General features: G+C 70.4%; 21 protein-coding genes. 5 read left to right on the top strand and 16 right to left on the bottom strand.

All coding sequences use genetic code 11. The features are described 5' to 3' along the window. Positions 1-52 precede the first annotated feature (52 nt). The 5 genes from ACWZEH_RS26755 to ACWZEH_RS26735 all read right to left on the bottom strand — a co-directional run bounded on the left by ACWZEH_RS26755 (position 53) and on the right by ACWZEH_RS26735 (position 7,606). A complete protein-coding gene (locus ACWZEH_RS26755) occupies positions 53-2,335 on the bottom strand; it encodes a catalase (RefSeq protein ID WP_456193636.1) in 2,283 nt (760 codons plus the stop codon). A 645-nt stretch (positions 2,336-2,980) separates the two neighbouring features. After that, the gene (locus ACWZEH_RS26750) at positions 2,981-3,307 is read right to left on the bottom strand and encodes an STAS domain-containing protein (RefSeq protein WP_456193635.1); all 327 of its coding nucleotides are present in this window, start codon (positions 3,305-3,307) and stop codon (positions 2,981-2,983) included. Then, positions 3,304-4,401 carry a cobalamin B12-binding domain-containing protein gene (locus tag ACWZEH_RS26745; RefSeq protein WP_456193634.1) on the bottom strand — a complete coding sequence of 366 codons (1,098 nt, stop codon included), beginning with the start codon at positions 4,399-4,401 and terminating at the stop codon, positions 3,304-3,306. Before ACWZEH_RS26745 ends, ACWZEH_RS26750 begins: the two co-directional genes overlap by 4 nt. Then, the gene (locus tag ACWZEH_RS26740; protein WP_456193633.1) at positions 4,398-6,080 is read right to left on the bottom strand and encodes a SpoIIE family protein phosphatase; all 1,683 of its coding nucleotides are present in this window, start codon (positions 6,078-6,080) and stop codon (positions 4,398-4,400) included. The genes ACWZEH_RS26745 and ACWZEH_RS26740 overlap by 4 nt, the downstream gene beginning before the upstream one ends. Positions 6,081-6,397: 317 nt before the next feature. Next, positions 6,398-7,606 carry a PP2C family protein-serine/threonine phosphatase gene (locus ACWZEH_RS26735; RefSeq protein ID WP_456193632.1) on the bottom strand — a complete coding sequence of 403 codons (1,209 nt, stop codon included), beginning with the start codon at positions 7,604-7,606 and terminating at the stop codon, positions 6,398-6,400. 97 nt (positions 7,607-7,703) lie between these two features. Between ACWZEH_RS26735 and ACWZEH_RS26730 the strand changes: the two genes are divergently transcribed. Then, positions 7,704-8,192, top strand: coding sequence for a MarR family transcriptional regulator (locus ACWZEH_RS26730; RefSeq protein ID WP_456193631.1), 489 nt, complete (start codon positions 7,704-7,706; stop codon positions 8,190-8,192). 300 nt (positions 8,193-8,492) lie between these two features. Here the strand turns inward: ACWZEH_RS26730 and ACWZEH_RS26725 are convergent, their stop codons facing one another. Continuing rightward, complete coding sequence (locus ACWZEH_RS26725; RefSeq protein WP_456193630.1) at positions 8,493-9,719, bottom strand: phospholipase D-like domain-containing protein; 1,227 nt, start codon at positions 9,717-9,719, stop codon at positions 8,493-8,495. Positions 9,720-10,192: 473 nt separating this feature from the next. After that, complete coding sequence (locus ACWZEH_RS26720; protein ID WP_456193629.1) at positions 10,193-10,741, bottom strand: cysteine hydrolase family protein; 549 nt, start codon at positions 10,739-10,741, stop codon at positions 10,193-10,195. A gap of 163 nt (positions 10,742-10,904) precedes the next feature. Here ACWZEH_RS26720 and ACWZEH_RS26715 point away from each other — a divergent pair, with 163 nt between their 5' ends. Next, positions 10,905-11,567: a TetR/AcrR family transcriptional regulator gene (locus ACWZEH_RS26715; RefSeq protein ID WP_456193628.1), complete on the top strand. Its 663-nt coding sequence runs from the start codon at positions 10,905-10,907 to the stop codon at positions 11,565-11,567. A gap of 497 nt (positions 11,568-12,064) precedes the next feature. On the opposite strand, the gene ACWZEH_RS26710 is transcribed toward ACWZEH_RS26715, so the two are convergent. Next, positions 12,065-13,477: an NAD(P)/FAD-dependent oxidoreductase gene (locus tag ACWZEH_RS26710; RefSeq protein WP_456193627.1), complete on the bottom strand. Its 1,413-nt coding sequence runs from the start codon at positions 13,475-13,477 to the stop codon at positions 12,065-12,067. Positions 13,478-14,091: 614 nt separating this feature from the next. Between ACWZEH_RS26710 and ACWZEH_RS26705 the strand changes: the two genes are divergently transcribed. After that, on the top strand, positions 14,092-14,307 hold the full coding sequence (locus ACWZEH_RS26705) for an alpha/beta hydrolase (protein ID WP_456193626.1): 216 nt from the start codon (positions 14,092-14,094) through the stop codon (positions 14,305-14,307). 92 nt (positions 14,308-14,399) lie between these two features. Here ACWZEH_RS26705 and ACWZEH_RS26700 read toward each other — a convergent pair whose 3' ends face one another. Then, complete coding sequence (locus ACWZEH_RS26700) at positions 14,400-15,863, bottom strand: caspase, EACC1-associated type (RefSeq protein WP_456193625.1); 1,464 nt, start codon at positions 15,861-15,863, stop codon at positions 14,400-14,402. A 17-nt stretch (positions 15,864-15,880) separates the two neighbouring features. Then, entirely contained in the window at positions 15,881-16,387 is a 507-nt protein-coding gene (locus ACWZEH_RS26695) for an effector-associated constant component EACC1 (protein ID WP_456193624.1), read from the bottom strand. A gap of 341 nt (positions 16,388-16,728) precedes the next feature. Here ACWZEH_RS26695 and ACWZEH_RS26690 point away from each other — a divergent pair, with 341 nt between their 5' ends. Next, positions 16,729-17,571 carry an MBL fold metallo-hydrolase gene (locus ACWZEH_RS26690; protein ID WP_456193623.1) on the top strand — a complete coding sequence of 281 codons (843 nt, stop codon included), beginning with the start codon at positions 16,729-16,731 and terminating at the stop codon, positions 17,569-17,571. 32 nt (positions 17,572-17,603) lie between these two features. Here ACWZEH_RS26690 and ACWZEH_RS26685 read toward each other — a convergent pair whose 3' ends face one another. From ACWZEH_RS26685 to ACWZEH_RS26660, 6 genes are all read right to left on the bottom strand, one after another. Beyond that, on the bottom strand, positions 17,604-18,104 hold the full coding sequence (locus tag ACWZEH_RS26685; RefSeq protein ID WP_456199842.1) for a metallophosphoesterase family protein: 501 nt from the start codon (positions 18,102-18,104) through the stop codon (positions 17,604-17,606). 302 nt (positions 18,105-18,406) lie between these two features. Continuing rightward, positions 18,407-18,760: an STAS domain-containing protein gene (locus ACWZEH_RS26680; RefSeq protein ID WP_456193622.1), complete on the bottom strand. Its 354-nt coding sequence runs from the start codon at positions 18,758-18,760 to the stop codon at positions 18,407-18,409. Next, positions 18,757-20,037, bottom strand: coding sequence for a SpoIIE family protein phosphatase (locus ACWZEH_RS26675; protein ID WP_456193621.1), 1,281 nt, complete (start codon positions 20,035-20,037; stop codon positions 18,757-18,759). The genes ACWZEH_RS26680 and ACWZEH_RS26675 overlap by 4 nt, the downstream gene beginning before the upstream one ends. Beyond that, positions 20,034-20,837: an alpha/beta fold hydrolase gene (locus tag ACWZEH_RS26670; protein WP_456199840.1), complete on the bottom strand. Its 804-nt coding sequence runs from the start codon at positions 20,835-20,837 to the stop codon at positions 20,034-20,036. Before ACWZEH_RS26670 ends, ACWZEH_RS26675 begins: the two co-directional genes overlap by 4 nt. Positions 20,838-21,168: 331 nt before the next feature. Then, positions 21,169-21,372: a cold-shock protein gene (locus ACWZEH_RS26665; RefSeq protein WP_456193620.1), complete on the bottom strand. Its 204-nt coding sequence runs from the start codon at positions 21,370-21,372 to the stop codon at positions 21,169-21,171. Positions 21,373-21,914: 542 nt separating this feature from the next. Beyond that, positions 21,915-22,250, bottom strand: a complete 336-nt coding sequence (locus ACWZEH_RS26660; RefSeq protein ID WP_456193619.1) for a helix-turn-helix domain-containing protein — start codon at positions 22,248-22,250, stop codon at positions 21,915-21,917. A 1,046-nt stretch (positions 22,251-23,296) separates the two neighbouring features. On the opposite strand from ACWZEH_RS26660, the gene ACWZEH_RS26655 reads away from it, so the two are divergent. Next, the gene (locus ACWZEH_RS26655) at positions 23,297-23,506 is read left to right on the top strand and encodes a hypothetical protein (RefSeq protein ID WP_456193618.1); all 210 of its coding nucleotides are present in this window, start codon (positions 23,297-23,299) and stop codon (positions 23,504-23,506) included. Positions 23,507-23,799 lie beyond the last annotated feature (293 nt).

Here is a 23,799-nt window from a genome sequence, read left to right as displayed (position 1 = left end):
CAGGACGGGCTCAGCCGCGCGTGTCAGCGCCTGTCACCCACTGGCGCACCTGTCAGACGGCGGGGTTGAAGCGATCCCACGCACGGTGTCCCCCGAGAAGACCCGTCACGTCCTGAAGCACCGTGGACGCGTGCTCGCCGACCACCACGCCCGCCGAGCCCGCGGGCAGGCCGGCCGCCTCCAGAGCGCCGGCTCCTCCGCCCCAGGCCCCGAGAGCCTTGCCGTGGCGGTACGCCTCCGTGACCATCAGCAGCAGGCGGGGTTCCACGCCGGTGGCCGCCGCGGCGCCGTCGTCGGCCTTGGCGTCGCGGGCCCCGTAGGCGTCCGCGGCCGGAGCCGGTGCCCCGGCCAGCAGGATCGCGTCGAACTCGACGGACCGGGCGGTGGCGAACGTGCGCTGCACGGTGACCGGGTCGTCGCCCTCGGGGTCCAGCACGCCGCCCGCCGGTGCGACGACCAGGGGGACCATGCCGGCGTCGAGGACCTCACGGCGCACTTCGCGCACGCCGTCCAGGTCGCTCGCGCCGTCGGTGACGATGCCGACGACCCGGCCGTCGACCGGCCACTGCTCACCGATCTGGGACAGCGCGGGACTCGGCTCGACCGCCGCGGGCGGGACGGTCGCCTCGGGGGCCGGAAGGCCCAGCCCGGCGGCGACCTGCGCGCAGAGGTCCGCGTCGATGTTGGCGAGCACCTGCAGGGCCCGTTGCTTGACGGCCTTCTCCCAGCACTTGCCGAGCTCGAAGGTGTAGGCGGCCACGATGTGTTCGCGTTCCGTGGGGGACATGCTGACCCAGAACAGCCGGGCCTGGCTGAAGTGGTCGTCGAAGGAGGCCGGCGCGTCACGCACCTTGCGGGCGGCGGGGACCTCGGCGGGCACCTCGATGTAGGCCCCCGTGTCCGCGCCGGCGAGGAACGGGCAGCCGCCGTCGAGGGAGTTGGGCCGGTAGGGCGCCACGCCGCGGTGAACCGCGGTCTGGTGCATGCCGTCACGGAGCATGTCGTTGACGGGCGCGTGCGTACGGTTGATGGGCAGCTGCCCGAAGTTGGGCCCGCCCAGTCGGCTGATCTGGGTGTCGAGGTAGGAGAAGAGCCGCCCCTGCAGCAGCGGGTCGTCGGTGACGTCGATGCCGGGAACCAGGTGGCCGAGGTGGAAGGCGACCTGTTCGGTCTCGGCGAAGAAGTTCGACGGGTTGGCGTTGAGGGTCATCAGGCCGACCGGGCGGACCGGGGCGAGTTCCTCGGGCACGATCTTCGTCGGGTCCAGCAGGTCGATGCCGTGGAACATCTGGTCCCCGGTGTCCGGGAAGGTCTGCACACCCAGCTCCCACTCGGGGAAGGCGCCCGCCTCGATCGCGTCCGCCAGGTCACGGCGGTGGAAGTCCGGGTCCACGCCCGCGGTGATCTGTGCCTCCTCCCACACCAGCGAGTGCACACCCAGCTTCGGTTTCCAGTGGAACTTCACCAGCGTGGTGGCACCGTCTGCGTTGACCAGCCGGAAGGTGTGGACGCCGAAGCCCTCCATCATCCGGTAGGAACGCGGGATGCCGCGGTCCGACATGTTCCACAGCGTGTGGTGGGTCGCCTCCGTGTGGAGGGTGACGAAGTCCCAGAACGTGTCATGGGCGCTCTGCGCCTGCGGGATCTCCCGGTCCGGATGCGGCTTGCCGGCGTGGATCACGTCGGGGAACTTGATCGCGTCCTGGATGAAGAACACCGGGATGTTGTTTCCCACCAGGTCGAAGACGCCCTCGTCGGTGTAGAACTTCGTCGCGAAGCCGCGGGTGTCCCGCACCGTGTCGGCCGAGCCGCGGGAGCCCAGCACCGTGGAGAAGCGGACGAACACCGGCGTCTCGACGCCCTCGGCGAGGAAGGCGGCCTTGGTGATGCCCGCCGCGGCGCCATAGGCCCGGAACACACCGTGCGCGGCGGCTCCGCGGGCGTGCACCACCCGCTCGGGGATGCGTTCGTGGTCGAAGTGGGTGATCTTCTCCCGCAGGTGGTGGTCCTGGAGCAGCACCGGGCCACGGGGGCCGGCCTTGAGCGAGTGGTCGGTGTCGTGCAGACGTGCGCCCTGAGCGGTGGTGAGGTACGCGCCGCCCTGGGCGACCCGGCTCCGCGGGGCCCCGGTGGGCCGGCCGGTCGGACTGTAGGTGTCCGGCCCGCTCTGGTCGTGCTTGGGCGGGAGCGGTTCGCGCGCCTTTGTCGGCTCCTCGACCGGTGCGGCCTCAGGACCGGGGGCGCCGGGGACCCCGTGTTCCGGACGCACGGCCTCCTGGACCTTCGCCGCGACCTTCTTCGCGGTGGCGGACACCGGATTCTTCTTCTCGCTCACTGGGTTCCGATCCGTTGACGGGCAGTGCCGTGCGCAGGGCGATCAGCACTCGGGCAGAGGCGGACAACGACTGGCGAGGGGTACCCCTCGCCCCGGCGGCCGACACCTGTACTGCGCCATCCGGTACCGCGGTACGGCACTTCCACCGCGGGCTTCGGCTCTTCACCGCCGGAAACGTCCGCACGGCACCCACCGGGCCGCCGCGACGCACGCTCCGCACCCGGCGGCACCATCGCGCCAAGGGTGTGCGAGTCATCCGTGCCGGGGGTGACTTCGACGGGTGGCACCCGCGTCACGGGGAGATCGCCCGGGATGCTTCGGGCCGCGTCGGACCGGGCTGCGAGGAGGCGCGGGCGGAGTCGTCGCCGGCCCGCCCGGGTTCGGACACCGCTCGAGATCGTCAGCCGGCCCGGAACCGATGTCGTGCCTCGCGGACTCCGGCGGGTACGGACGGGGACGTGCCCTGCCCGCTTCTTCCCCCGATGTCCTTGCGGGACGGCCTTTTCGGATCCCTGTCCGGGGTCTTCGGGGCTCCCCGGTTCGGGCGGCTGTGTGATGGGGGCGGGCGGCGGGGTGTGGGGGCGGGGGGTGGGGTGATGCGGGACCGCCGGGGGACGCCTGCCCGGTCTGCCGGGGTGTGTGCGCCTATGGGAAGAGCTGCCGGACCCCGGTGGTGTCCAGGATGCGTTCCAGGAACGGGGGCGGGCCGTCCAGGTGCAGCCGTACGTCTCGCGCGGTGGTCCTGCGGTGGATCATCAGCAGGACGGAGATGCCCGTGGAGTCGCAGAACCGGAGTCCTGCGCAGTCGAGGTGCAGGTCCCGCAGGCCGGGGTGAGTGGTGAGGCACTGTTCGGCCTGCTCCACCAGGCCGTCGCTGGTGTCGTGGTCCAGGTCACCGGCGAGACGGAGGTGTGCGGTGCCCTGCCCGGCTTCGACGGTGAGGGTGAGGGGGCGGTGGGGCAGGGGGGTCATGCGGGAGCTCCGGGGTGGGTTCCGGCCGGTACGGGTGCGCCGTCCAAGGCGGAGCGCGCCCGGTCGAGCAGCCGGGTGGACCGGGGGAAGTCCCTGAGTTCGGTGGCCAGGATGTCCAGTGCGGGCTGCAGGGAGCGGGCGGGCACGTGGCGTGCGGCGAGGATGCCGGCGGTCCAGGTGATGAACGTGGTGAACACGTCGTCGTCATCGGTGTAGAGGGCCACGGTCAGGAACTCGACGATGTGCGCGACGTCCTCCGCGGTGCGCTCACGCTGTGCAGCGGTGTAGGCGGCCATCGCGGGAAAGCGGTCCTCCAGCCGCGTGAGGACTTCCTTGACCAGCTGTCCCTGCGAACGGGCGACCAACGTGTACTCCTGGTCGGCGAGGTGGGGCAGGTCGTCGATCCGCTGCCGCCCGGCGGCGAGACCGGAGGTGGGAATTTCGTCGGCGAGCTGCCGGGCCGCGGCGCGTGCGTCGGGGGCCCAGGCGTCGGCTCCGAGCAGACGGGCGAAGCGGCCGTCGGACCCGAAGGCCGCTCCGCCGACGAGGACGGGGACCCCGACGGCTTGGCAGGCGGTGATCGCCACGTGGGCGACGGGCAGCCGGGTGGGGATCGAGGAGGAGAGCGCGACCGCGTCCACGGCGTTGTTGTGGAGGTGGCCGACGAGATGGGGGGTGGGCACCTGGGCGCCCAGGAAGTCGACCTGCCAGCCACGCAGAGTGAGGACCTCGGCGAGGAGGCGGGCCGGCAGGACGTGCCATTCCTGGTCCACGCACGCCACGGTGACGCGGCCCAGAGCAGGCGGGGTGCGGGCGGCGGGGTGGTGGGCGAGGGCGGCGATGACGCGCTCGGTCATGGCGCTGGCGGCATGTTCCTGCGCGACGCTCAGACGGTTGGCCGCCCACTCGGTACCGACCTTCGCCTGCACCGGGGCGATGAGATCCAGCAGAACCGTCTCCGCGCCCACGCCGTCCTCCAGGGCGGCGAAGACGATCTCTGCGGCACGGTGTTCGTCGCGGCTGGTCACCGTCGTCCACAACCGGTCCCGAAGGGCCTGGAGGTCGTCGGTGCCGGAGGTGTCGCTCGCGTTCATGCGGTGTACCTGCCCCGGGTGCGGCCGTTCACCGCACTCAGGTGGGTCGTGTGCGGGGCGCTGATGACGATGACGGCCATGTCGTCGTGGCTGCCGTCACGCAGCCACTGCGAGGCGAGCATCTGGATCCGCTCGACGACGGCTTCCCCGGGCATGCCGGCGCACTCCGACAAGGCCTGTTTCAGGCGCTCTTCGCCGAACAGTTCGTCGCCGAGCGGTCCGCCGCGGGCCTCGGTGAACCCGTCGGTGTAGAGCAGACACGTCTCGCCCGGTTGCAGAACGGTCTCGACCGAGTGGGCCTCGATCGTCGGAAGGGCTCCGATCAGGGTGCCGCGAGTGGGAATCTCCTCGACGCTGCCGTCCGTACGGACCACCAGGGGGGCGGGGTGACCGGCCGAGGTGAGGCGCAGCCGTACCCGGTTCTCCGCACGCTGCACCGAGGCCATCACCAGGGTCGCGAAACGGGTGTGGTGAGAGGTCAGGAGTGCTCCGTTGAGAAGCCGCAGCATCCGCCCGTGGTCGTCCGCCATCGGCACCAGTGCCTGCAGGGTGTTGCGGATCTTGCCGGTCAGGACGGCCGCGTCCAGGCCCTTGCCGCACACGTCGCCCAGCACCACCAGCGACGCGTCGGCCTCGGTGCTGCCGGGGTGGACGTCGTAGAAGTCGCCGCCCACCCGCTCACTGGCCCCGGCGGGCCGGTAACCGCCGGCGATCTCCACCCCCTTGAGGCGCTGAAGCCGGGGAGGGAGCAGGTCACGCATCAGGGTCCGGGTTATGGCGCTCTGCTCGCTGTAGAGGCGGGAGGCGGACAGGGCGGCGCCGGCCCGGGCGGCGAACAGCCGGGCGAAGATCTCTTCGTCCTCGCTGAACCGCGCGTGGTCCGTGCTGCGCAGCAGGATCAAGGCGCCGGCGGACACGCCGTGACCGGGCAGGGGGGTCACGACGACCGACCGGATCGTCCCGTCGAAGCCTTGCGGGACAACCCAGTCGGGCAGTGCCGCGGGGTCGATCCAGCGTGAGGGGACGGGCGGGAAACCCTGCAGCGCCTCGCTGAGGCCCGGGAGCTGGGACGGATCAGCCGCGATTACGGTGCGGATGACTTCCCGGCCCGCGACGCCGTGTGCGACGGGCAGCCTGGTGCCGGACGACGGGGCGACGACGACCGCCGCGTCCGCGAGGAACTCGGCGGCCATCTGCGCGGTGGCGGCCATGCACCTGTCGGTGTTCAACGAGGCCAGCAGGACGTTGGACACCTCCGCGAGGAACCTGGCGCGTTCACGCTCGGTGGCGAGCGTCTCCTCGGCGAGCCGCCGGTCGGTGTCGTCGACCAGCCACCACACCACGTTCCCGTCCTGGCTCCAGGTGGGGTGCGCCTCGAAGCTGTGGGCCGCGATCCGCCCCGACACCGAGGACCGGTCCCCGGCCTCCTGGCGGTTTTGGGCAGGGTGTCGCCCGCGCACGACCGCTTCCAGGTGGGCCCGGGCGAGCCAGCCCGGGACCGCGTCGAGCATGCTCGCCCCGGGCACCACGCCTTCCAGGAGGAGGGTGGCCGCGGGGTTCGCCTCCACGACGGTGCCGACCTCGTCGGCGACGATCACGGGGTGGGGGGCCAGAGTCCACAGGCCGGACGCAGGGCTCTGCTGGGATCTCGAAACGGAGACTCCCTCGGTAGAGGCCATGAAGAGGGCCCGCCGGGGCGAACCACACCACCCTTCCCACTGGAGGAAAATACTTAGCCGACGGCAAGCATCACCCAGGCGCGTCCTGGATGGCAACCCACCCCCCGCGCGCATCACCTTCCGGGAAGGGGGTATCGCGCGCGCCTCTCACGGGACAGATCCGAAACCCCCCGCGGAAAGGTCACACGACCGTTGTCCGGGGCCGGCGGGGCCTGTCCGGCGCCCCGGGTCGGAGGCAGCCGCCGGCATCCTCCGCGCCGGGGCGGGGAAACCGGGGGCCGGCCCCCGTCTCTCCCGCACGACCCGCCGGGCAGGCTCTAGCGGTCCCGGTCCCGGTCCCGGTCCCGGTCCGTGGCGGGGCGGCCGTGCCAGTCCAGACACACCACCAGGGAGTCGTCCGCGGCCGGGCCGGAGCCGCGATGCCCGAACAGCTCCTGCAGCATCGCTCCGGGCACCTGCGAGGCGGGCAGCAGACGCGTGCTGGTGATGGATGCGGCCAGTGCGCGGAGGCTGTACTTCTCACCGCTCGGTGACAACGCGTCGTAGACGCCGTCGCTGATGAAGAGCAGGCGGTCCCCGGGCTCGACCTCGAAGTGCTGTGGAACGTAGGCGGTGTCCTCGAACATGCCCAAGGGCATCTGCGCCTCCAGTTCGATCGCCTCGACCGCCCCCTCGCGCACCCGCCACACACGCGGTGAACCGGCGTCGATGATCTCCACGTCCCCGGTCGGGAGGTGGAACCGCAGCAGCAGCGTCGACAGGTAGCGGCTTCCCTGGTACTGCCCGTAAACGGCCTGATCGGCCAGATATGCCTGATCGCTCAGGTCCAGGCCGGCACGGCGGGCATTGCGCAGGGCACTGATCGCCAGGCTGGTCAGCAGTGCGGCGTCGATCCCCTCGCCCATGCCGTTGCTGACGGTCACGTACAGGTCGTCGGCCGAGGCCGACCAGTCGAAGCTGTCGCCGAAGATGGCGTACGCGGGTTCCAGCTGGGCACCGAGGCTGTACTCGGGCCGGGTACAGGAGCCGCCGGGCAGCAGCTGCCACTGCATCTCGGCGGCCAGCGTCAGCCGTTCCGCCCGGCGCGCCTGCAGGAACAGATCGGTGTCCCGTCCCGCGACCACCATCTCGTGCGCCAGCGCGTCGGCGTACTCCTGGAGCTCCTCCGACACGTCCGCCGCCAGTCCGTCCTCGCCGGTCCGCAAAGTGACGCTCAGGACCCCCAGCCGGTCCCCCCGGACGCTGACCGGCAGGTGCACCGTCGCCATGGACGCCGCGTCGTCGTACACACAGTGCGGTTCCTGGGCACCGAACGCACGGCCCGCGGCACTCCCGTGCACCGACACCGGCGGGCGGGTGTGCGGCAGCACCCCGACGGGCTGCAGCCTGTTCATGGCATAGTCGGCCATCAGCAGCTCCACCGACCGGGCATGATGGCGGCGCCCGATCAGGGAGCGGATCACGTCGAAGATCTCGTGGGGCGCGGCCTCGCGCAGAGAGCGCTCGACCGCGCTGGGTCTGTCCACCGGTACCGGTCCTTCTTTCCTTCGCATATCTTCGTCTGTGCGACTGTCCACATCGACCAGCCGGCACGGCCGCGAACGGCCCACTCGGGAGTGTCACATGCGCGAGGCCCCCACATCCCTCCACCAGCACGACTCCCCCGCCGCGCCCGAAATCGGCCAGGTCCTGGAGCTCCTCGAAATCGCCTGGGAGCGTGGCCGCGGCATGCTCGGCACCGCGCCGCTCTCCGCCGCTCAGACCCGTGTGATGTTCATCATCGAACGCGAACCGGGTATCAATCCGAGCACGCTGGGCCGCCGCCTTTCCGCAGCCGCACCGTCCGTCACCCGCCTCTGCGACCGCCTCCAGGCCGCCGGGTTCCTCCGCCGGACCCCACGCCCCCAGGACCGTCGCGAATTGCAGCTGGAACTCACCGACACGGGCATCGCGCACCTGCACGGGATCAGGCAGCGCCGGGAACAAGCACTCCGTCAGGCCATGAGCCGCATGACTCCCGACGCCCAGCACGCCCTCGCCACCGGACTCGGCGCACTGTGCGACGCGGTCGGCGATCCCTTCCAGACCTTCGATCACCAGGAAACCGCCTGAGTCACACGCCTCATCCGTGGGGCCCGGGCCACCGGGCCATCAACTCGGCGGCCGTCGGACGCGTCCGTCACCGGGCGCGGTGAGCCGGGCGCGGTGAGCCGGGCGCGGGCAGGGGTTCACGGCGATGCGGCGGACCGCTTCCAGGGGCGGTGGTCCCGTATCCGGGCGGCGTGCGCGTCGAGGCCGCCCGGCCCGTCGGGCAGAGGGCTCCACCACCCGTGGCCCGCCGCGGACCACGGGCCTCTCCGGCCGCCGGAGGGCCGGGGCCGCCGGGGCGCCGGGTGAAGGGAATCGGTGTGCTCAGAGGTAGCGGCGGATCGGCACCACAGCCGCTTCCCGGGCCCGCTGGAGGAGGTCGCGGCGCTTCCACCGGCCGCGCTCGATCAGCACGCTCTTCTCCCGGTCCTCGTCGAAGTGCCCGTCCAGGGCAGCGGTGAACTCGGGGTCCATGACCGCGAGCATGACTTCCTCGTCGTGGGAGAGCGAGCGACGGTTGAAGTTGGTCGAGCCGACCAGCGAGGCGATCCGGTCGATGGTGACGACCTTGGCGTGCATCATCGTCGGCTGGTACTGGTAGATCTTCACTCCGCAGGCGGTGAGGTCCTCGTAGTAGCGCTGCCCGGCGAGCTGGCAGACCCGTTTGTCGGTGTGCGGGCCGGGCAGCAGGATCTCGACCTCCACCCCGCGCCGGGCGGCGGCGCAGAGCAGCTCGGTGAAGTAGGCGTCGGGGGCGAAGTAGGCGGTGGTGAGGCGGACGCGTTCCTCGGCGGATTCGAGGACGACGCGCATCAGGGTCTGCATGTCCTGCCAGCCGAAGGAGGCGGAGCCGCGCACGACCTGGACGACGGCGTCGCCCTGTGGGGCGCTGCCGACGAACCGGTCGCGGTCGTCGAAGAGATCGTCGTGGCACTCGGCCCAGTTCTGGGCGAAGGCGGCGGCGAGGCCGTCGACCGCGGGCCCGCGGACCTGCACGTGGGTGTCGCGCCACTCGTTCTCGTTGCGCGCGTCGCCGCACCACTCCTCGGCTATCCCGACGCCGCCGGTGAAGGCGGTCGCCTCGTCGACGACGAGGACCTTGCGGTGGCAGCGGTGGTTCTGCTTGAAGGGCGAGAGGTGGAGCGGCTGACGGAACCAGGCCACGTGGACCCCGGCCTCGTCCATGAGGTCCAGCTGGTCCTTCTCTATGGGCCGGCTGCCGAAGCCGTCGAGCATGAGCCGCACCCGCACTCCGGCGCGGGCGCGCTCGGCCAGCGCCTCGGCGAACTTGTGCGCGATGTCACCCCGCCAGTAGACGAAGGTCATCATGTCCACGGTGTGCTCGGCACCCCGGATGGCGTCGAGCATCGCGCCGAAGATCTCGTCGCCGTTGCGGAGCGGGACCAGCGCGTTGCCCTCGGTGGCCGCGATACCGATCAGCCGCTCCAGCCTGCGTCTCAACCGCAGTGAGCGTGCGTCGCGAGCTTCCGTGTCCAGATCCGCGCGGTCGTCCAGTTGCGTGTCTTCCGGTATTTCTGTGACGCCAGACATGTTCCACCTGTGTAGACAAAGGACGAGGGAGCGGCCGGGTTCGGTCGTTCCCATGCTCCGCAAGCCGGCGGCCGTGAAGTGGCCTGCCGCACTCCGGACCTGATCGGCCGCCGTCGGCCGCCGGACTCCGAGCAGGAAGCTTGTACCCCCGAAGCCCTCAGGGATTCCGCCACCCGGTTTCCCCGGTCCGGGACGGAGGCCGACGACCCACTGTGCCTGGTCTCCCCCGTTCGATCCACCTCCGGCGGCACGGATCGTGTCCGCGGTCCGGGAAGGCGGGGGGGCGGGCCTCCTCTCTGCCGCGCCGTCACGGGCCGAGGGCTCCCCCGGAGCCGTTCGGCCGCGAATGGCTCTGTTCACGAGAGACCGACAGTGTTTCCACGGGGATTCGGGAGGCACCGGGGCCCTGGGTGGGGTCCACGTGTTCATGGGCGCTCAGGACGCCCGGAACCGTCCGGTGTCCGCGGGAGTGATCAGGATTTTGCCCATCGGGCGACGGTCACGACGTCGGCCTGGTGCGGGAAGACCTTCTCCGTGAGAACGCGGTGCACCTCGGCATCGGAGTCCTGGCAGGCGTCGGACAGGACGGTGAGGCCGTAGTCCAGGTCGGCCGCCTGCCGCAGGGTCGACAACACCACTCCGCTGGTCGCGATGCCCGAAAGGACGAGGTGTTCGACACCGGCGGCCCGCAGCACCATGTCGAGATCACTGCCCGCGAAGGCGCTGACGCGCCGCTTGGTGACGATGACGTCCTGCGGGCGGGGCGCGACCGCCTCGTGGATCCGGTTGGCCTCCTGATCGGCGGGGCCTCCCGGACGGCCGGCGAGGCCGCCGAACATCTTGTTGCGCGGATGGACCTCGGGAGAGCCCGGACGGAAGCCGACCACGACATAGATCACCGGCATCCCCTTGGCCCGTGCGGCTTCGACGGCCTGCTGCAGACGGCCGATGCAGCCGGGGTCCGCGTAGCGCTCGACGATGACGTTCTGGACGTCCATGACCAGCAGGGCATGCTTGGGCACCGTGTTACTTCCTCTCCCGCACAATTAAGTCAACAGCCGATTACTTGGTACCGTACAGCTGCGGACAGCACTCATGTCAACAGTCGATTACATAGCGGGGCCGGCGTGACCGAACCCCTGGCAGCACCCCGGGAAGACCGGCCGCAGGGAAGGTGGAGGAGCGGTGCCGTCGTCCAAAGGCAGTGACAGGCTCTCCGGTGAGGCCGAAGGAGCGGCAACCCCGGAGGCACCGGTCGCCGGCAAGCGCCGACGGGACGCTTCGGCAACCCGGACGGCCCTGCTCGAGGCCGCCCGGAGCCGTTTCGGGCGCCTGGGCTACGAGCGCACCACACTGCGTGACATCGCAGCCGACGCCGGGGTCAACGGGGCACTCGTCAAGCGGTACTTCGGGTCGAAGGAAGGGTTGTTCAAGGCGGCGCTGGCTGCCTCCCCCCGGCTCCTCGACGAAGCCGGGGGCCTCCCCGGGGACCGCGCCGCGCTGCTCCGGGCACTCACCCTGCGGCTGACCGCTGAAGAGGGGGCCGCACCCGGCGACCACCCCGTGCTGTTGCTGCTGCGCTCCTCGGGCGAGGAGGAGATCGACGCTCTGCGCGCCGGGGCACTGGATGACATGGCCCGGCGCATCCTGCACGCGGCGGACGGTGAGCAGGCGGACGCGGAGGACCCACGGATCCTGTCGGCGCAACTCGTCGTCGCGCTCGGCATCGGCGTGGCGGTCCTTCGCTCCACGGTCGGACTCCAGCCGCTGAGCGACGCCACCCCGGACGCCCTGGGTCCTCCCCTGGGCAGGATTCTCGACGCTCTGCTTCCCCCCTCGGCACCATGAACGCGCCCCGGAACCAGACCCGTCAGGTGACGCTTCATGTCGGTGGCCGGATCCGGCGCTACGAGTTCGAGCCGGACGGTGACGTCACCCCGGTCCGCGAGAGCTGGGACCTGAGTGAAGAGCCGCTACGCGTACGCGTGGCACCGGGCCGTCGGGCGGCACGTGATGCGCGCATCGTATGCCGGACCGGATGACCGCCCTGGCCGAATCGACGTCCACGGGTCCCTGCACGGACGGCGTACCCATACCGTCTTGCCCGGGCCGATGCGGTCGCGTACACCCCACTCGACGGCGAACGCCTCGACGAGAACCAACCCACAGCTCCCGTCCTCGTCCGGGACTCGAAGGACGACGCCCAGAGGCGGCACCCGGCCGTCTCCTTCGACGCCTGATCGGCGTTCACGACGCCGGCAGCCGACTCGCGCGTCTGCATTCCCGGTGGGACAGAGTCCGTTGCTGTCCCACCGACGCGATCTGCCCGGTTCCCGCCATGACCGTCACCGCCGACCCGTGGAGCCCTGCAGAAGACCGATCTCCCGCGTGGTGAACGTCGGCTGCGGAAGTTGCGTCCGCAGAGGGCCGAAGACAGCCGCAGCAAGCATGCCGGGGCTCACCAGGGACGTGGGGGGCGCTTTCAGCGTGAGCACGTCCGTCATGGCCGTAGCCACGCGGAACGAACCGGTCGCGGTGTACGAGAGCCGGCTGACGTAACGCTGGAGGAGCCGGTCCCCCAGGCCGGCCTGCCTGCCTTGGGCGCCGGGGTAACGGATGTCCTGTCCGACTGCCAGGCTCCATGCCGGCTCCACGGGGCGTGCGATGGCCTTCTGCGCTCGGCGGGCAACACCACAGGTGAGGCCGCCGGATGCCAGTTGGGTGCGCAGTGCCAGAGCGCCCAGGGCCGCCACTGACATCCCATGCCCGTAGACGGGATTGAAGTGGGCCACGGAGTCTCCCAGAGCGACCAGCCCTTCCGGCCAGACGTCGAGGCGCTCGTAGTAGTGGCGGGTGTTCACCGTGCTGCGGGTGACGGTGACGTCGGTAAGAGGCTCGGCATGGCGCAGGAGATCCGCCACAACAGGGTGCCGCAGACCGCGCGCGTACGGGACGAAAGCATCGGCACTTCCTGTCGGGGCCGCTCCGCGCGGTCCGATCAGACTGACGTGCCAGCGGTCACCGTCGATGGGCAGGATGCCTCCGGTCCTGGCCGTTCGCAGGTCACGGGGGTCCGCTTGAATGCTGACGAATGGCCAGTCCTGTGTCGGGACAGGGGCGCGGTACATACGGCTGGCGTAGGTGAGCCCGGACTTGATGCGCTCCGTGGCGAGACCTTTGATCCTCAGGTCCTCGGCAAGCCACCGCGGTGTATTGGTTCCCTTTCCCGAAGCGTCGATGACCAGGTGTGCGGTCCGCTCCACCTCGCTGCCGTCGGCCTTGCGCACACGGACACCGGTGACCCCTTGCCGGTCGCCCAGGAGCGAGATGGCCTTGGCCTGCGGCAGAAGGGTGATACGCGGGTCGGCCAGGACGCGCCGACGAACTACCGAGTCGGTCAGATCACGGCTCGCTGCTATCAGGTAGTGCGTGTCGGACTTCCAGCGCCGGTACCAACCCTCGGGAGAGAGGAGGACCATGTTCGTCGTCATCGGAACGCGAACCGCCCCCTGGCCCATCAGTTCCCCGATCGTCCCGGGTAACAGCTCGTCGATCGCGTCGGCACCGCTGGTCAGGAGGACGTGAAAGTGCGCGGCCTGGGGCACGCCCACCCTCGGTTCCGGCCCCTCAGGGACTTCATGGGCTTCGAGGATTTCGACCTCGTCGACGCTGTCCCGGACGGCTGCCGCAGCGAGCATGCCGGCCAGACTGCCTCCGATGACGATGGCGCGGAGCTCCTGGGAGGGCGGTCGTCTCATGAATGGCTGCTTTCTTCGGATCTGCGGCGCTCGCGGAACTGCCGCACGGTGGATGAGGCCGGGGTTCGAGCTCGAGGTGCAAGATCATGGTGCCCCAAGCCAGGCGTGCGGTCATGACCTTCCGCGCATGCCTCGGTCCAGGAACCCGCCTGCAGAAGCCCTTGGGGGATCTCCGCGGTCGAATGCGCTGGGTCTGCCCCCTCACGTGCGCCGTCTGTTTTTTCCGGACCAAGAAGACGATCAGCGGTCGGCTCACGGCACTGCGCGGTCTGCGGGCTCGGCCGAGGCTGGGGGTGAGTCTCAAGACTCTCCACGGCTTGGCGGTGTGCCGGTTCCTGCAGTGGCGTCAGACCCGTCGGATCCACACCGCTCGGCCCCTGAGCGGGCCGCATCAGGTCCGGGGAAGACCCGGGGCCCGGGGGGGGCAACCCCACGATCCGTCGTGCAAGACCTCGGAAAGGACTTCATGCAACCGCTCTTCAGAGCGCTCACCGGAGTACTCGCCGGAGCCTCGGCACCGAGCGTGGAGGCGGTGGCCGGATGCATCGGTTGGCCGGACAAGGTGAACAGCCTGCGGGCACCGCCTGCGCCTCACCGAGGCACCCAAGATCCTCATGCTGCATTCGCTGCACGATCCGGCGAACAACTACGCGTGGGCGGCCAACGTGCACCGGCAGACGCGCAGAACGACCGTCCTGCTGCCGTACGAAGGCGCGGGACACAGCGTCTACGGACGCGGTGACTGCACACGCGACGCCGTGGACGACTACCTCACGGAGCGGAAACTCCCGAGCGCCGGGAGTCACTGTGCCCCCGCCGCGAAGAACTGATCGCAAAAGGACGGCACAGTCACTCCATGGGCCCACCCGGGTGAGGCCGGGCGGTAAAGCTGTGCCTGATGCTCCGCCCCGGCAGACTGGAATCAGTCGCAGGACGCGCGGTGGGTCAGGTGTGGGAACAACTGGTCCCACCGGTCCTCAGGGATGCTCGAGGGGTCGCTCAGGGCGTCGCCGTAGTAGTCGGCGCGCAGGGCCAGGACGAGACGCGGAGCGGGCGCCGGGTCCCCGGTGCCGCCCTCGTCCGTATCCGCTCCCGCACCCGCACCCGCGGTGAGGGCGGCGGCGAACCGCTCGCGTTCGGCCTCGTCCGAGCAGAGCGTGAAGTACTCCTCGAGCTGGTCGATGACGAGGAGACGCGGTGCCTGCCCTGCCCCGGCCCCCGTCGCCGCGGGCCGGCTGAAGCTCCCGCGTTCCAGATCCCGTACGACGTCGGAGGGGGCCCTGCCCACCGCTGCCGCCCACTCCTCGGCGAGCCTGCGGAAGGGCCGTTCACCCGGTGCGGACACCAGCCGTACGGGACCGAGCCCCGCCTGTTCCGCGGCCACGCCGAGCCCCGCCCGCAGGAGCGAGGACTTGCCGACCCCCGACGGCCCCACCAGGACCACCGGCTCACCGGGGCGTGCCTGTTCGACGCGGCGCAGCAGCTCCCGGGTCAGCTCCTCGCGGCCGAAGAAGAGACGGTGCTGCTCGGGGAGGAAGGGGAGGATTCCGGGGTAGGGGCAGGTGGCGTCCGGATCCGGGGCGTCGGCCGCCCGCTGTCCGGTGTGCGGGCCCGGCAGTGGCTCGTACCGCCGGTTGACGGTGAGGGTCAGCTCGCTCATGCGCGCGGTGCCCCCGCCGTACGGGCGGGCGGGGCTGCCCTGGAGACGCTGGTCGAGCAGCCGGTAGACGCCGCCCGGCGTCAGCCACTTCGGGCCGCCCGCGTCCCCCTCCCGCAGAAGGCTGAGCAGCCGGCCGCTGAAGAGCGTGTGTTCCGCGTCCGGCGGGGCGTACGCCAGGGCGTCGCGCATCGCCGATGCGAGCAGGTAGCTGCCGGTGGGCCGGGCACCGGCGAACGGGTCCGCGGCGGCCGGGCGGCCGGGCTCCCGCGCGTTCCCCGCGAAGCAGCAGTCGAGGATCACGACCGGGTCGGCGGCGGCGTCGCTCAGGTAGCGCTCGACCTCCGTGTAGGGAACGGAGTGCGCCAGGTCGGTCTGGGACTTGGTGCTCGCCGTCGCCAGGTAGAGCTGCCCGCCGGGTCCGCGCAGCCCGTGCCCGACGAAGTAGAGGAGGACGGTTCCGCGCTCGTACCGCTGCTCGGTGGGTTCGGCCCGGCCGATGGCCGCCGCCAGTGCCTCCAGGACGTCGCTCGGCGACGTCGGATCGGTGAGCAGCGTGACCCTCTCGCCCATGCCGCACACCGCGCTCAAGGTCTCGGCCACGTCCCGCGCCGACCGGAGGGCGGACGGCAGACCGGGCAGTTGCCGTCCCGGATGGGCGGCCGTCCCGACCACCAGCGCGTGGCAGCCGGCCGCTGCCAGATCAGCTCTCGCCGGTGGATCCTGCACGTCCCCCGCCGCCATGGTCAGCCCGCTTCTGCGGACGGGCCGACGCGACCGTCGTCCTCCGCGATGCCCCGTGCTCCCTGGGCGCTCTGTGCTCCCTGGGCTTCCTGCGTCTCCCCCGGCCTTTGCGTGCCCGGCGCCGCCTGTGGGTTCCGCTCCTGCTGAAGCGCTGCGGCGACCCGCTCGGCCAGCTCACCGGCGCCTTCGGCGGTCAGGCCGCGCACCTTCTCCGAGGACACCACGACCTGGGTACCGTCCGGCAGGCTGAGGGTGACGGTCTGATTGCCCCGGCGGCCCTGCAGCCACACCACGACGGCCGCCCCCAGGGCCGCCGTCGGACCGCCGGGAGCGAGCAGCAGGGAGATCAGCTCTCCCAGAGCGCCCATGGTTCCGCCCGGTGGCGCGGCGGGAACCTCCCGGCGGACGAGCACGCGCAGATCCGGGTCCTGGCGAAGCCACTGGTAGAGGTCCTCCGAAGCTCCGGCCGCGTCTCCGCCCCCGGCATCGACGGCCAGTGTCACTCTCATCTCTGCTGCCCTTCAGGTGCGACCTGGTGCGAGATTTCTCAACTGTCCGCTCAAACAAACTGGTTGGCAACGCGATAACGCGCCCCGGTGGTGACGGTCCCGAGCCGGACAGGGCAAAAGCCTCCCCCGCGAGCGTCCGCCGCGGATTTCCTTCCCCCCCCCGGCCCCCCCGCGCGGGCGGTTCGCAGGAGAGCCGCCCCGTGATGCGCGGGAACGTACGTACAGCGAACTGCCTGGCGGGGGTGCGCTCGGTGAAAGGGCGGATGCCGTACCCGCGGTTCACACTTGGCAGTAGGAAGAACCGCGGAGGTCAGCGCGGAACGGACACGGGAGGAGTCACGATGCTGTCGTCGGCCGACTCGGCGGTGCGCGTCCAGTTCATCGGCAACGCGACCCTGCTCGTACGGTACGCAACCCTGACCCTGCTCACCGACCCGAACTTCCTGCACCGCGGGCAGCACGCGCATCTGGGGTACGGACTGCTGACGAGGCGGCTGAAGGAGCCGGCCGTCGCCGTGGATCAGCTCCCCGCCGACCTCGACGCCGTCGTTCTCTCCCACCTGCACGGGGACCACTGGGACCGGGTGGCACGCAGGAACCTCGACCGGGCGCTGCCCGTCCTCACCACCCCGCACGCGGCGCGACTGCTCCGGACCCTTCAGGGTTTCCGCCACGCCAGGGGCCTGCGCGACTGGCAGCACCACACCCTTTCCAGGGAGGGCCACCAGGTCCGCCTGACCGCGATGCCCGGACGCCACGCCGTCGGACCGCTGCGCGGCCTCCTGCCGCCGGTCATGGGGAGCATGCTGGAATTCGGCCCGGTGGGCGGGCCGGTGCGCCTGCGCGTGTACGTGTCGGGAGACACGCTTCTCTTCGACGGAATGGAGGAGATCCACAGGCGCTACCCGGACACGGACCTCGCGGTTCTGCACCTGGGCGGCACTCGGCTGCCGGGGGGTTTCGTGGTCACCATGGACGGCGGGCAGGGAGCGGAACTCAGCCGGCGTCTCGGTCCGCGGTTCACACTTCCCGTGCACTATGACGACTACACGGTGATGAAGTCGCCGCTGAGCGCGTTCCTCGAGGAGATGGACCGCCGCGGCCTCGGTGAGCGGGTCGTCCACTGCGGCCGGGGCCGGGTGGCGACCATCACGCCGTACGGCCCGACGGTGAACGTCGCCTGACCGGCTGCGCCGCGCGGCGGGCGGATCGCCGGTCAGCGCCTCGGCAGTCGGTGCAGGGTGACCTCGCCCGGCACGCCGTCCGCCACGGCGAGCGTCATGTACGTGCAGTACGGCTGCCGCCTGCGGTCCGTCGGCGACCCCGGGTTCAGCAGGCGCGGGCCACCCGGCGCACTGGTGTCCCAGGGTATGTGGCTGTGGCCGAAGACCAGGACGTCCAGGTCGGGAAAGCGCTGGGCGCAACGGGCTTCCCGCCCCCGCGCCGGGCCCGTCTCGTGAACGACGCCGAACCGCAGGCCTCCCAGCTCCGCCCGGGCCACCTCGGGCAGCCGCTCGCGCAGTTCAGGGCCGTCGTTGTTGCCGAACACCCCGATCAGCCGCCGCGAGCGTGCCTCCAACAGGTCGAGTGTGGGGGTGTCGATCCAGTCCCCCGCGTGCATCACGACGTCGGCCCGCTCCGTCTCCTCCAACAGCTCGGGGGGCAGTCGCTCGGCGCGCGCCGGCACGTGCGTGTCGGAGACCAGCAGGAGCCGCACGGGTGACATCCTCGTCCTCCTCCGACGCGGCGCGGGAGCGCCTCCGGACCCAAGTGGCGGCTCGGTCGCCGTTTGCGCTCCCCGCCAGGGCGGCCCGCACCCTCATCGCTCGAGCGAGAGCGAGCGGCGAGCGCCCCCGCCGAGTACCCCGCACGACCGGGCGTGGAACCTCACCGGCCCGGTTCTGCTCCTGGCCTGCCTGGTGTCCGGTGCCCGGTGTCCGCGCCACCCTGCTCGACAGGCCGGATCGAGGGCTCGGGCATTACCGGGCACAGGCTCCGCAACCCCTCGGGTCCCGATGATCAGCAGGCCGTGGAGTTGCGGGTGGTGGCTGTCGATGCGTCGGGGTGGAGGGTGAAGACCCGGTCCAGGCCGGCGATGCGCAGGATCCGGGCGGTGTTGTCGGGGACTGCGGCCAAGGCCATGTCGCCGTTCTGTTCCGTAGCCAGGTTGCGTGCCACCAGCAGAGCGGTGATGCCGCTGGAGTCGCAGAACTCCAGACCGGCCAGATCCAGTACCAGCAGTTGCCCGGCAGCCAGGGTGAGGCGGTCCAGGACCTGACGGAGTTCGGGTGCCGTCATGTAGTCGAGGTCACCGGTGATCTCCAGTACGGGACCGGTGGCCGCGTCTCGGGCAGTGATCGTCAGCGGGCTCATGTCAGGTCTTCACTCGTGAGGGTGGGAGGCGGGGCGGGCACGCCGAGGGCGAGCAGCGCCGTGTCGTCGTCGAGTCCGTCGCCGAAGCCGTCGAGGAGCCCGGCCAGGGCGGTGATGAGGGCCTGGGGCCCCGTGGCGGGCTGTTCGGAGACGAAGGCGCGCAGGGCGTCCTCGCCGTAGAGCTCGTGCTTGGGCCCGGTGCGGGCTTCGGTCAGGCCGTCGGTGTAGAGCAGCAGGGTGTCTCCGGGGGACAGCCGGGTGCGGGCGGCTGTGAACTGTGCCTGGGGCAGGGCGCCGATGAGCATGCCGCCGGGGGTGGGGAGGCAGTGCGCGGTGCCGTCGGCACGCTGGATCAGTGCGGAGGGGTGGCCGCCGGAGGCCAGGTGCACGCCGACGTGGCCGCTGCCCGGGTCCAGGAGGCCGAAGACGGCGGTGCAGTACCGAGGGTCGCCGCTGGTGTACCGCTCGTGCAGCACGGTGTTCAGGGTGGTCAGTACGGTGACGGGGTCCGGGTCGTGCAGGGCGGCCGCCCGCAGTGTGTAGCGGACCAGCGAGGTGACCGCGGCCGCCTGGGGGCCTTTGCCGCACACGTCGCCGAGGAAGAACGCCCACCGGTCCGCACCGAGGGGGAACAGGTCGTAGAAATCCCCGCCGAGAAGGTCCGGAGAGGCGGTGTGGTAGTAGGAGCCGGCTTCCAGGCCCGGAACCGTGGGCAGCTCGGCGGGCAGCAGGCTCCGCTGCAGGACGGCGAGGGCTTCCTGAAGCCGTTCGCGGTCGACCTCGGCCTGTCGGCGCGCTTCTTCGGCCACCTGGCGTCCGCGCAGCAGCTCGATCTCGTAGGCACGGCGGTCGCGGGCGTCGAAGACGGTGGTGCGGACGAGCATCGGTCCGCCGTCGTCGCTGGTCTTCACCCTCGAGGTGACGAGCACCGGCATCCGTTGCCCGTCAGTGGTTTTGAGGTCCAGAGCGACGCCGCTGACCTCGCCGTTCATTTGCAGGAGCGGGGCGAAGTGCGTCTCGTGGTAGAGCTTGCCGCCCACGGTGAGCAGATCGCCGAACCGCATCCGGCCCACCACCTGCTGCCGCGAAAGACCCAGCCACTCCAGGAGGGTGGTGTTGATCTTCGCGATGGTGCCGTCCATCAGCGTTGACAGGTAGCCGCAGGGTGCCTGCTCGTACAGCTCCTCCGCGCTGTCCTCCAGCAGGACGGTGAAGGCCACGTTGGTGGCTTCCGTGTCGTGCTCCCCGTCCGGGCATTGACTGCCGCGGCCCATCATCCGGCCCCTTCCATGAATTCGGTGATCGCCGCCGCGGTGGCCTGTGGTGCGCTCAGTTGCGGACAGTGCCCCGTCGCCTCCAGCGTGACCAGGCGGCTGCCCGGGATCGCGTCGTTGACGTAGGCACCGACCTCGCGGGGTGCGATCGCGTCCTGCCTGCACTCCAGCACCAGCGTCGGCACCGTGACCGTCTTGAGGTCTTCGCGGCTGTCGGACAGGAACGTCGTGCGGGCGAAGACCCGGGCCATCTCCGGGTCGGTCGCGCAGAACGAGGTGGTCAGTTCCTGGCCGAGTTCGGGCCGGTCCGCGTTACCCATGATCACCGGGGCCATCGCCGCCGACCAGCCCAGATAGTTCGACTCCAGCGATTCCAACAGCTCGTCGATGTCGTCCGCGCTGAATCCGCCCCGGTACCCGTCCTCGTCGATGTAGCAGGGCGACGGAGCCACCATCACCAGGCGGGAGAACCGCTGGGGCGCCTTGGCCGCCGCGAGAACCCCGACCATGGCGCTGACCGAGTGCCCCACGAAGACCGCATCCCGCAGGTCCAGCTCCTCACAGACGTCCAGGACGTCCGAGGCGTAGCCCTCCAGCGAGTTGTAGCGCTGCTCGCTCCAGGCCGAAGGGTCCGAGCGGCCGGAGCCCACGTAGTCGAAGAGCACCAACCGGAAGTTCTCGGCCAGCATGGGAACCACCAGGCGCCACAAGTTCTGATCACAGCCGAAGCCGTGCGCCAGCAGGAGCACCGGTCCGTCCACCCGGCCGGTGACGGTGACGTTGTTCCTGCGGCGGATATCCATGCCCACCGGTTTCCCGTCACCGAAGGCGGGGTCGCCGGCCCGACTGCGGGAGGAGTGGTTGTCCGTGGATGCGGGGTTCATTCAGAACCTTCCCTGATACGGCCTGCATCAAGGAATTACCGCCGCACAAGAGAAGTGCGGGGATCACAAGAACGAGCCGAATGGAATGCGGAAACAAATCTGACGTGCAGTGGATCCGGTGCAGTGGATCCGGTACGGATACGGGCGGTGGCGGTCCCACGGGTGAGCCCGAGAGCCCGAGAGCGGGAAACGCCCGCAGCGGGGTGCCCGCACCCGGGAGGTGCGCCCCCGCTGCGAGTGCGCGTCGGCGTCAGGCGGGAACGATGTTCTCGGCCGTCGGGCCCTTCCGGCTCGGCGCGATGTCGAAGGTGACCTTCTGACCTTCGAGCAGTTCATAAAAGCCCTGGACGGTGATGTTCGAGAAGTGGGCGAACACGTCGGCGCCGCCACCGTCCTGCTCGATGAAACCGAAACCCTTTGCCGCGTTGAACCACTTCACGGTGCCAGACGTCATGTCATATCTCCTTTGGGGCAGTATGCGCACCGGGACCCGCAATATACGGATACCAGGCTGCCGCAATAACACCCCTCCCGGAATCACCGGAAATATAAAAGCGCTTCCAACGGCTGGAAATACCGTTCGAGGCGCTTGAATGGGGAACCAAGTCTGCAACTGATATCGACAGTAACACACCACGAAGGCCGGCGCGTATTACGTGATTCCATTCCGCCCACTGCGGTAAAAACACTCCCGGCACAGCGCCTTCAATCCTCACCTCGCGGTCGTAGCTATTGATCCACCCGGAGCGCAACGCTCCAAGAAGAGCGGCCACTGTGCACGAACACGTCAGCGGCGCCGCCGTCCTGCTCGATGAAACCCGAGCCCTGACTCCTGCGGCACAGCACAGTGAAGCGCGCCCACCGAAGGCGTGGGTGAAGGAGGACTTCCGACTCATGACTCATGACTCATGACTCATGACAGCTGACGCGGACACCGCCCGCGCGTCGTACCCCGACACGCGTGTGCAGGGTCCGCCGGAACCCGGACGCCCTGCCTCAGGACACGGGCGGATCGGACGGGGCGGCGGTCCGGCGGTGTTCGGCGTTGATGCGTTGGGCTTCTTCGAGCTGGTCTTCGAGGATGATGATGCGGCAGGCGGCCTCGATGGGGGTGCCCTGGTCTACGAGTTCCCGGGCGCGGGCGGCGATGCGCAGTTGGTAGCGGGAGTAGCGGCGGTGGCCTCCCGGAGAGCGGAGCGGGGTGATCAGGCGGGCCTCTCCGACGGCGCGGAGGAAGCCCTGGGTGGTGCCGAGTATTTCGGCGGCCCGGCCCATGGTGTAGGCGGGGTAGTCGTCGTCGTCGAGACGGCCGAACGAGTCGTTCGCTGTCATCGCACCTCTCTGTGGAACGCATGGAGGGGCCCTGGCGCCGTACTGGCACCAGGGCCCCGAAGGAACTGCTACACCATCTGCCGGCCCTGATACTGCACCGGCCCTCTGTTTCCGCAGACCCGGCCTGAACGCTGTCGGGGGTGCGGGGATCGCGGTTGCTCGACCGGAGACCACCTCACTATCGATGTCCTGCGGTACCCGGGCTCAAGCCATCTGCCCGGGCGATCCTGATGGCGCTGAAGTCCTCCGTTCTTCCCTCTGAACCGATCACTTGCCAAACGGGTACTGCGTACTGCTCGCACTGCTGATACTGCGAACCACTGGTGGCCCTGCACAGCGCCACCCTCCGGCAGCCAGCCCCGTCGCCCGTCCTGCGTCTGCTCTGGCTTGGAACCCCACTGCCGGACCTCCCGGTACGCGCGCCCGCGGCCGACGCCTTTACCGAGGAACCACTGACAACCGCACCGCTGGTACTGCGAACCGCACTTACGGAACTGCTACTGCGTGTACTGCGCTCCTGCTCACGGCGGCCCCTGATCACTGCGGGCCACCCGGTCCGGTCGTCAGTCCCGTCACCGTCCTGCGACAACCCTGGCTTCGGAACTCCACCACCGCACCGTCCTGCGAACTGCGTGTACCGCTACCCGGCGGTCCGTCTCTGCCGGGCCTTGCTCGATCTCGACTACGAGAGAAACCATAACCACATCACCACTCAATGTCTACTCCCGGCGCCACAGATTTTCGCGTGCCGGCCGGAGAGACAGTCGACCCCGACCACTGCCGGAGCGCGTGGCGGCCCCGCTGCCGAGTCGTAGGCCGCCTCCCAGCCGCGACGCCGGAAACGCGCAGGCGTCGGCGCCGGGCCTCGATGGTCTCGGGTTCGGTGGCGTCTCCGTCGTCCGGTGTCGCACGCCACCGGCCGCTACCGGGCGTCCGCGGATGGTTGACGCACGCTTTCCCGGGGGACCCGGGGGACTCGAAAGCCTGTGGCGGCGGCTTCCGGCTCCACGGCCACGGCCCACGAAAGCCGGAAAGAGGGTGATGTGATGAGCGAGACCACCCCCTCGCAGGCGGAGGGCGCTCCCGAGGAGGAAGAGCTCACCGAGCTGTACCGGACCACTCCCTCGCAGGCGGAGGGCGCTCCCGAGGAGGAAGAGCTCACGGAGCTGTACCGGACCACTCCTTCGCAGGCGGAGGGAGAACGAGACGAGGAGGACGAACAGACTTCGGCGGACGGCGGGGGCGAGCAGCCGTAGCGGGTACCGGCTGCCGAGGAGGCATCGGATGGACGACAACGCCGTCGGCACCACTTCCCGGCGGCCGGGCGATCCGCCTGCCGTCAGGTCACTGGACGGGTCTGCCGACGCCCCCTTCGGCCTGCACGGCGCCGACCACCTCACGGACGTTTCCCCGCCCGGTTCGTCCGCCAACGCCTTCGGCGTCGAACTTCGGGGCGTGATCGACCGGTCCGGTTGTGGGGCGTCCGCCGTCTGCACACCTCCTGCCAGGGCGACGTCCGGCCCATCAGCCGAGTCGACAGGAAGTACGT

Source organism: Streptomyces yamdrokensis (assembly GCF_053890455.1).
The sequence above is the reverse complement of the archived record's forward strand: the minus strand, read 5'-3'. Positions and strand labels throughout refer to the sequence as shown.

Bases quoted from the DNA above. Each gene is read 5' to 3' on its own strand.
- ACWZEH_RS26750 (WP_456193635.1), bottom strand. From the start codon at position 3,307: ATGACCCCCCTGCCCCACCGCCCCCTCACCCTCACCGTCGAAGCCGGG.
- ACWZEH_RS26745 (WP_456193634.1), bottom strand. From the start codon at position 4,401: ATGAACGCGAGCGACACCTCCGGCACCGACGACCTCCAGGCCCTTCGG.
- ACWZEH_RS26740 (WP_456193633.1), bottom strand. From the start codon at position 6,080: ATGGCCTCTACCGAGGGAGTCTCCGTTTCGAGATCCCAGCAGAGCCCT.
- ACWZEH_RS26730 (WP_456193631.1), top strand. From the start codon at position 7,704: ATGCGCGAGGCCCCCACATCCCTCCACCAGCACGACTCCCCCGCCGCG.
- ACWZEH_RS26725 (WP_456193630.1), bottom strand. From the start codon at position 9,719: ATGTCTGGCGTCACAGAAATACCGGAAGACACGCAACTGGACGACCGC.
- ACWZEH_RS26710 (WP_456193627.1), bottom strand. From the start codon at position 13,477: ATGAGACGACCGCCCTCCCAGGAGCTCCGCGCCATCGTCATCGGAGGC.
- ACWZEH_RS26705 (WP_456193626.1), top strand. From the start codon at position 14,092: ATGCTGCATTCGCTGCACGATCCGGCGAACAACTACGCGTGGGCGGCC.
- ACWZEH_RS26695 (WP_456193624.1), bottom strand. From the start codon at position 16,387: ATGAGAGTGACACTGGCCGTCGATGCCGGGGGCGGAGACGCGGCCGGA.
- ACWZEH_RS26690 (WP_456193623.1), top strand. From the start codon at position 16,729: ATGCTGTCGTCGGCCGACTCGGCGGTGCGCGTCCAGTTCATCGGCAAC.
- ACWZEH_RS26680 (WP_456193622.1), bottom strand. From the start codon at position 18,760: ATGAGCCCGCTGACGATCACTGCCCGAGACGCGGCCACCGGTCCCGTA.
- ACWZEH_RS26675 (WP_456193621.1), bottom strand. From the start codon at position 20,037: ATGATGGGCCGCGGCAGTCAATGCCCGGACGGGGAGCACGACACGGAA.
- ACWZEH_RS26670 (WP_456199840.1), bottom strand. From the start codon at position 20,837: ATGGATATCCGCCGCAGGAACAACGTCACCGTCACCGGCCGGGTGGAC.
- ACWZEH_RS26665 (WP_456193620.1), bottom strand. From the start codon at position 21,372: ATGACGTCTGGCACCGTGAAGTGGTTCAACGCGGCAAAGGGTTTCGGT.
- ACWZEH_RS26660 (WP_456193619.1), bottom strand. From the start codon at position 22,250: ATGACAGCGAACGACTCGTTCGGCCGTCTCGACGACGACGACTACCCC.
- ACWZEH_RS26655 (WP_456193618.1), top strand. From the start codon at position 23,297: ATGAGCGAGACCACCCCCTCGCAGGCGGAGGGCGCTCCCGAGGAGGAA.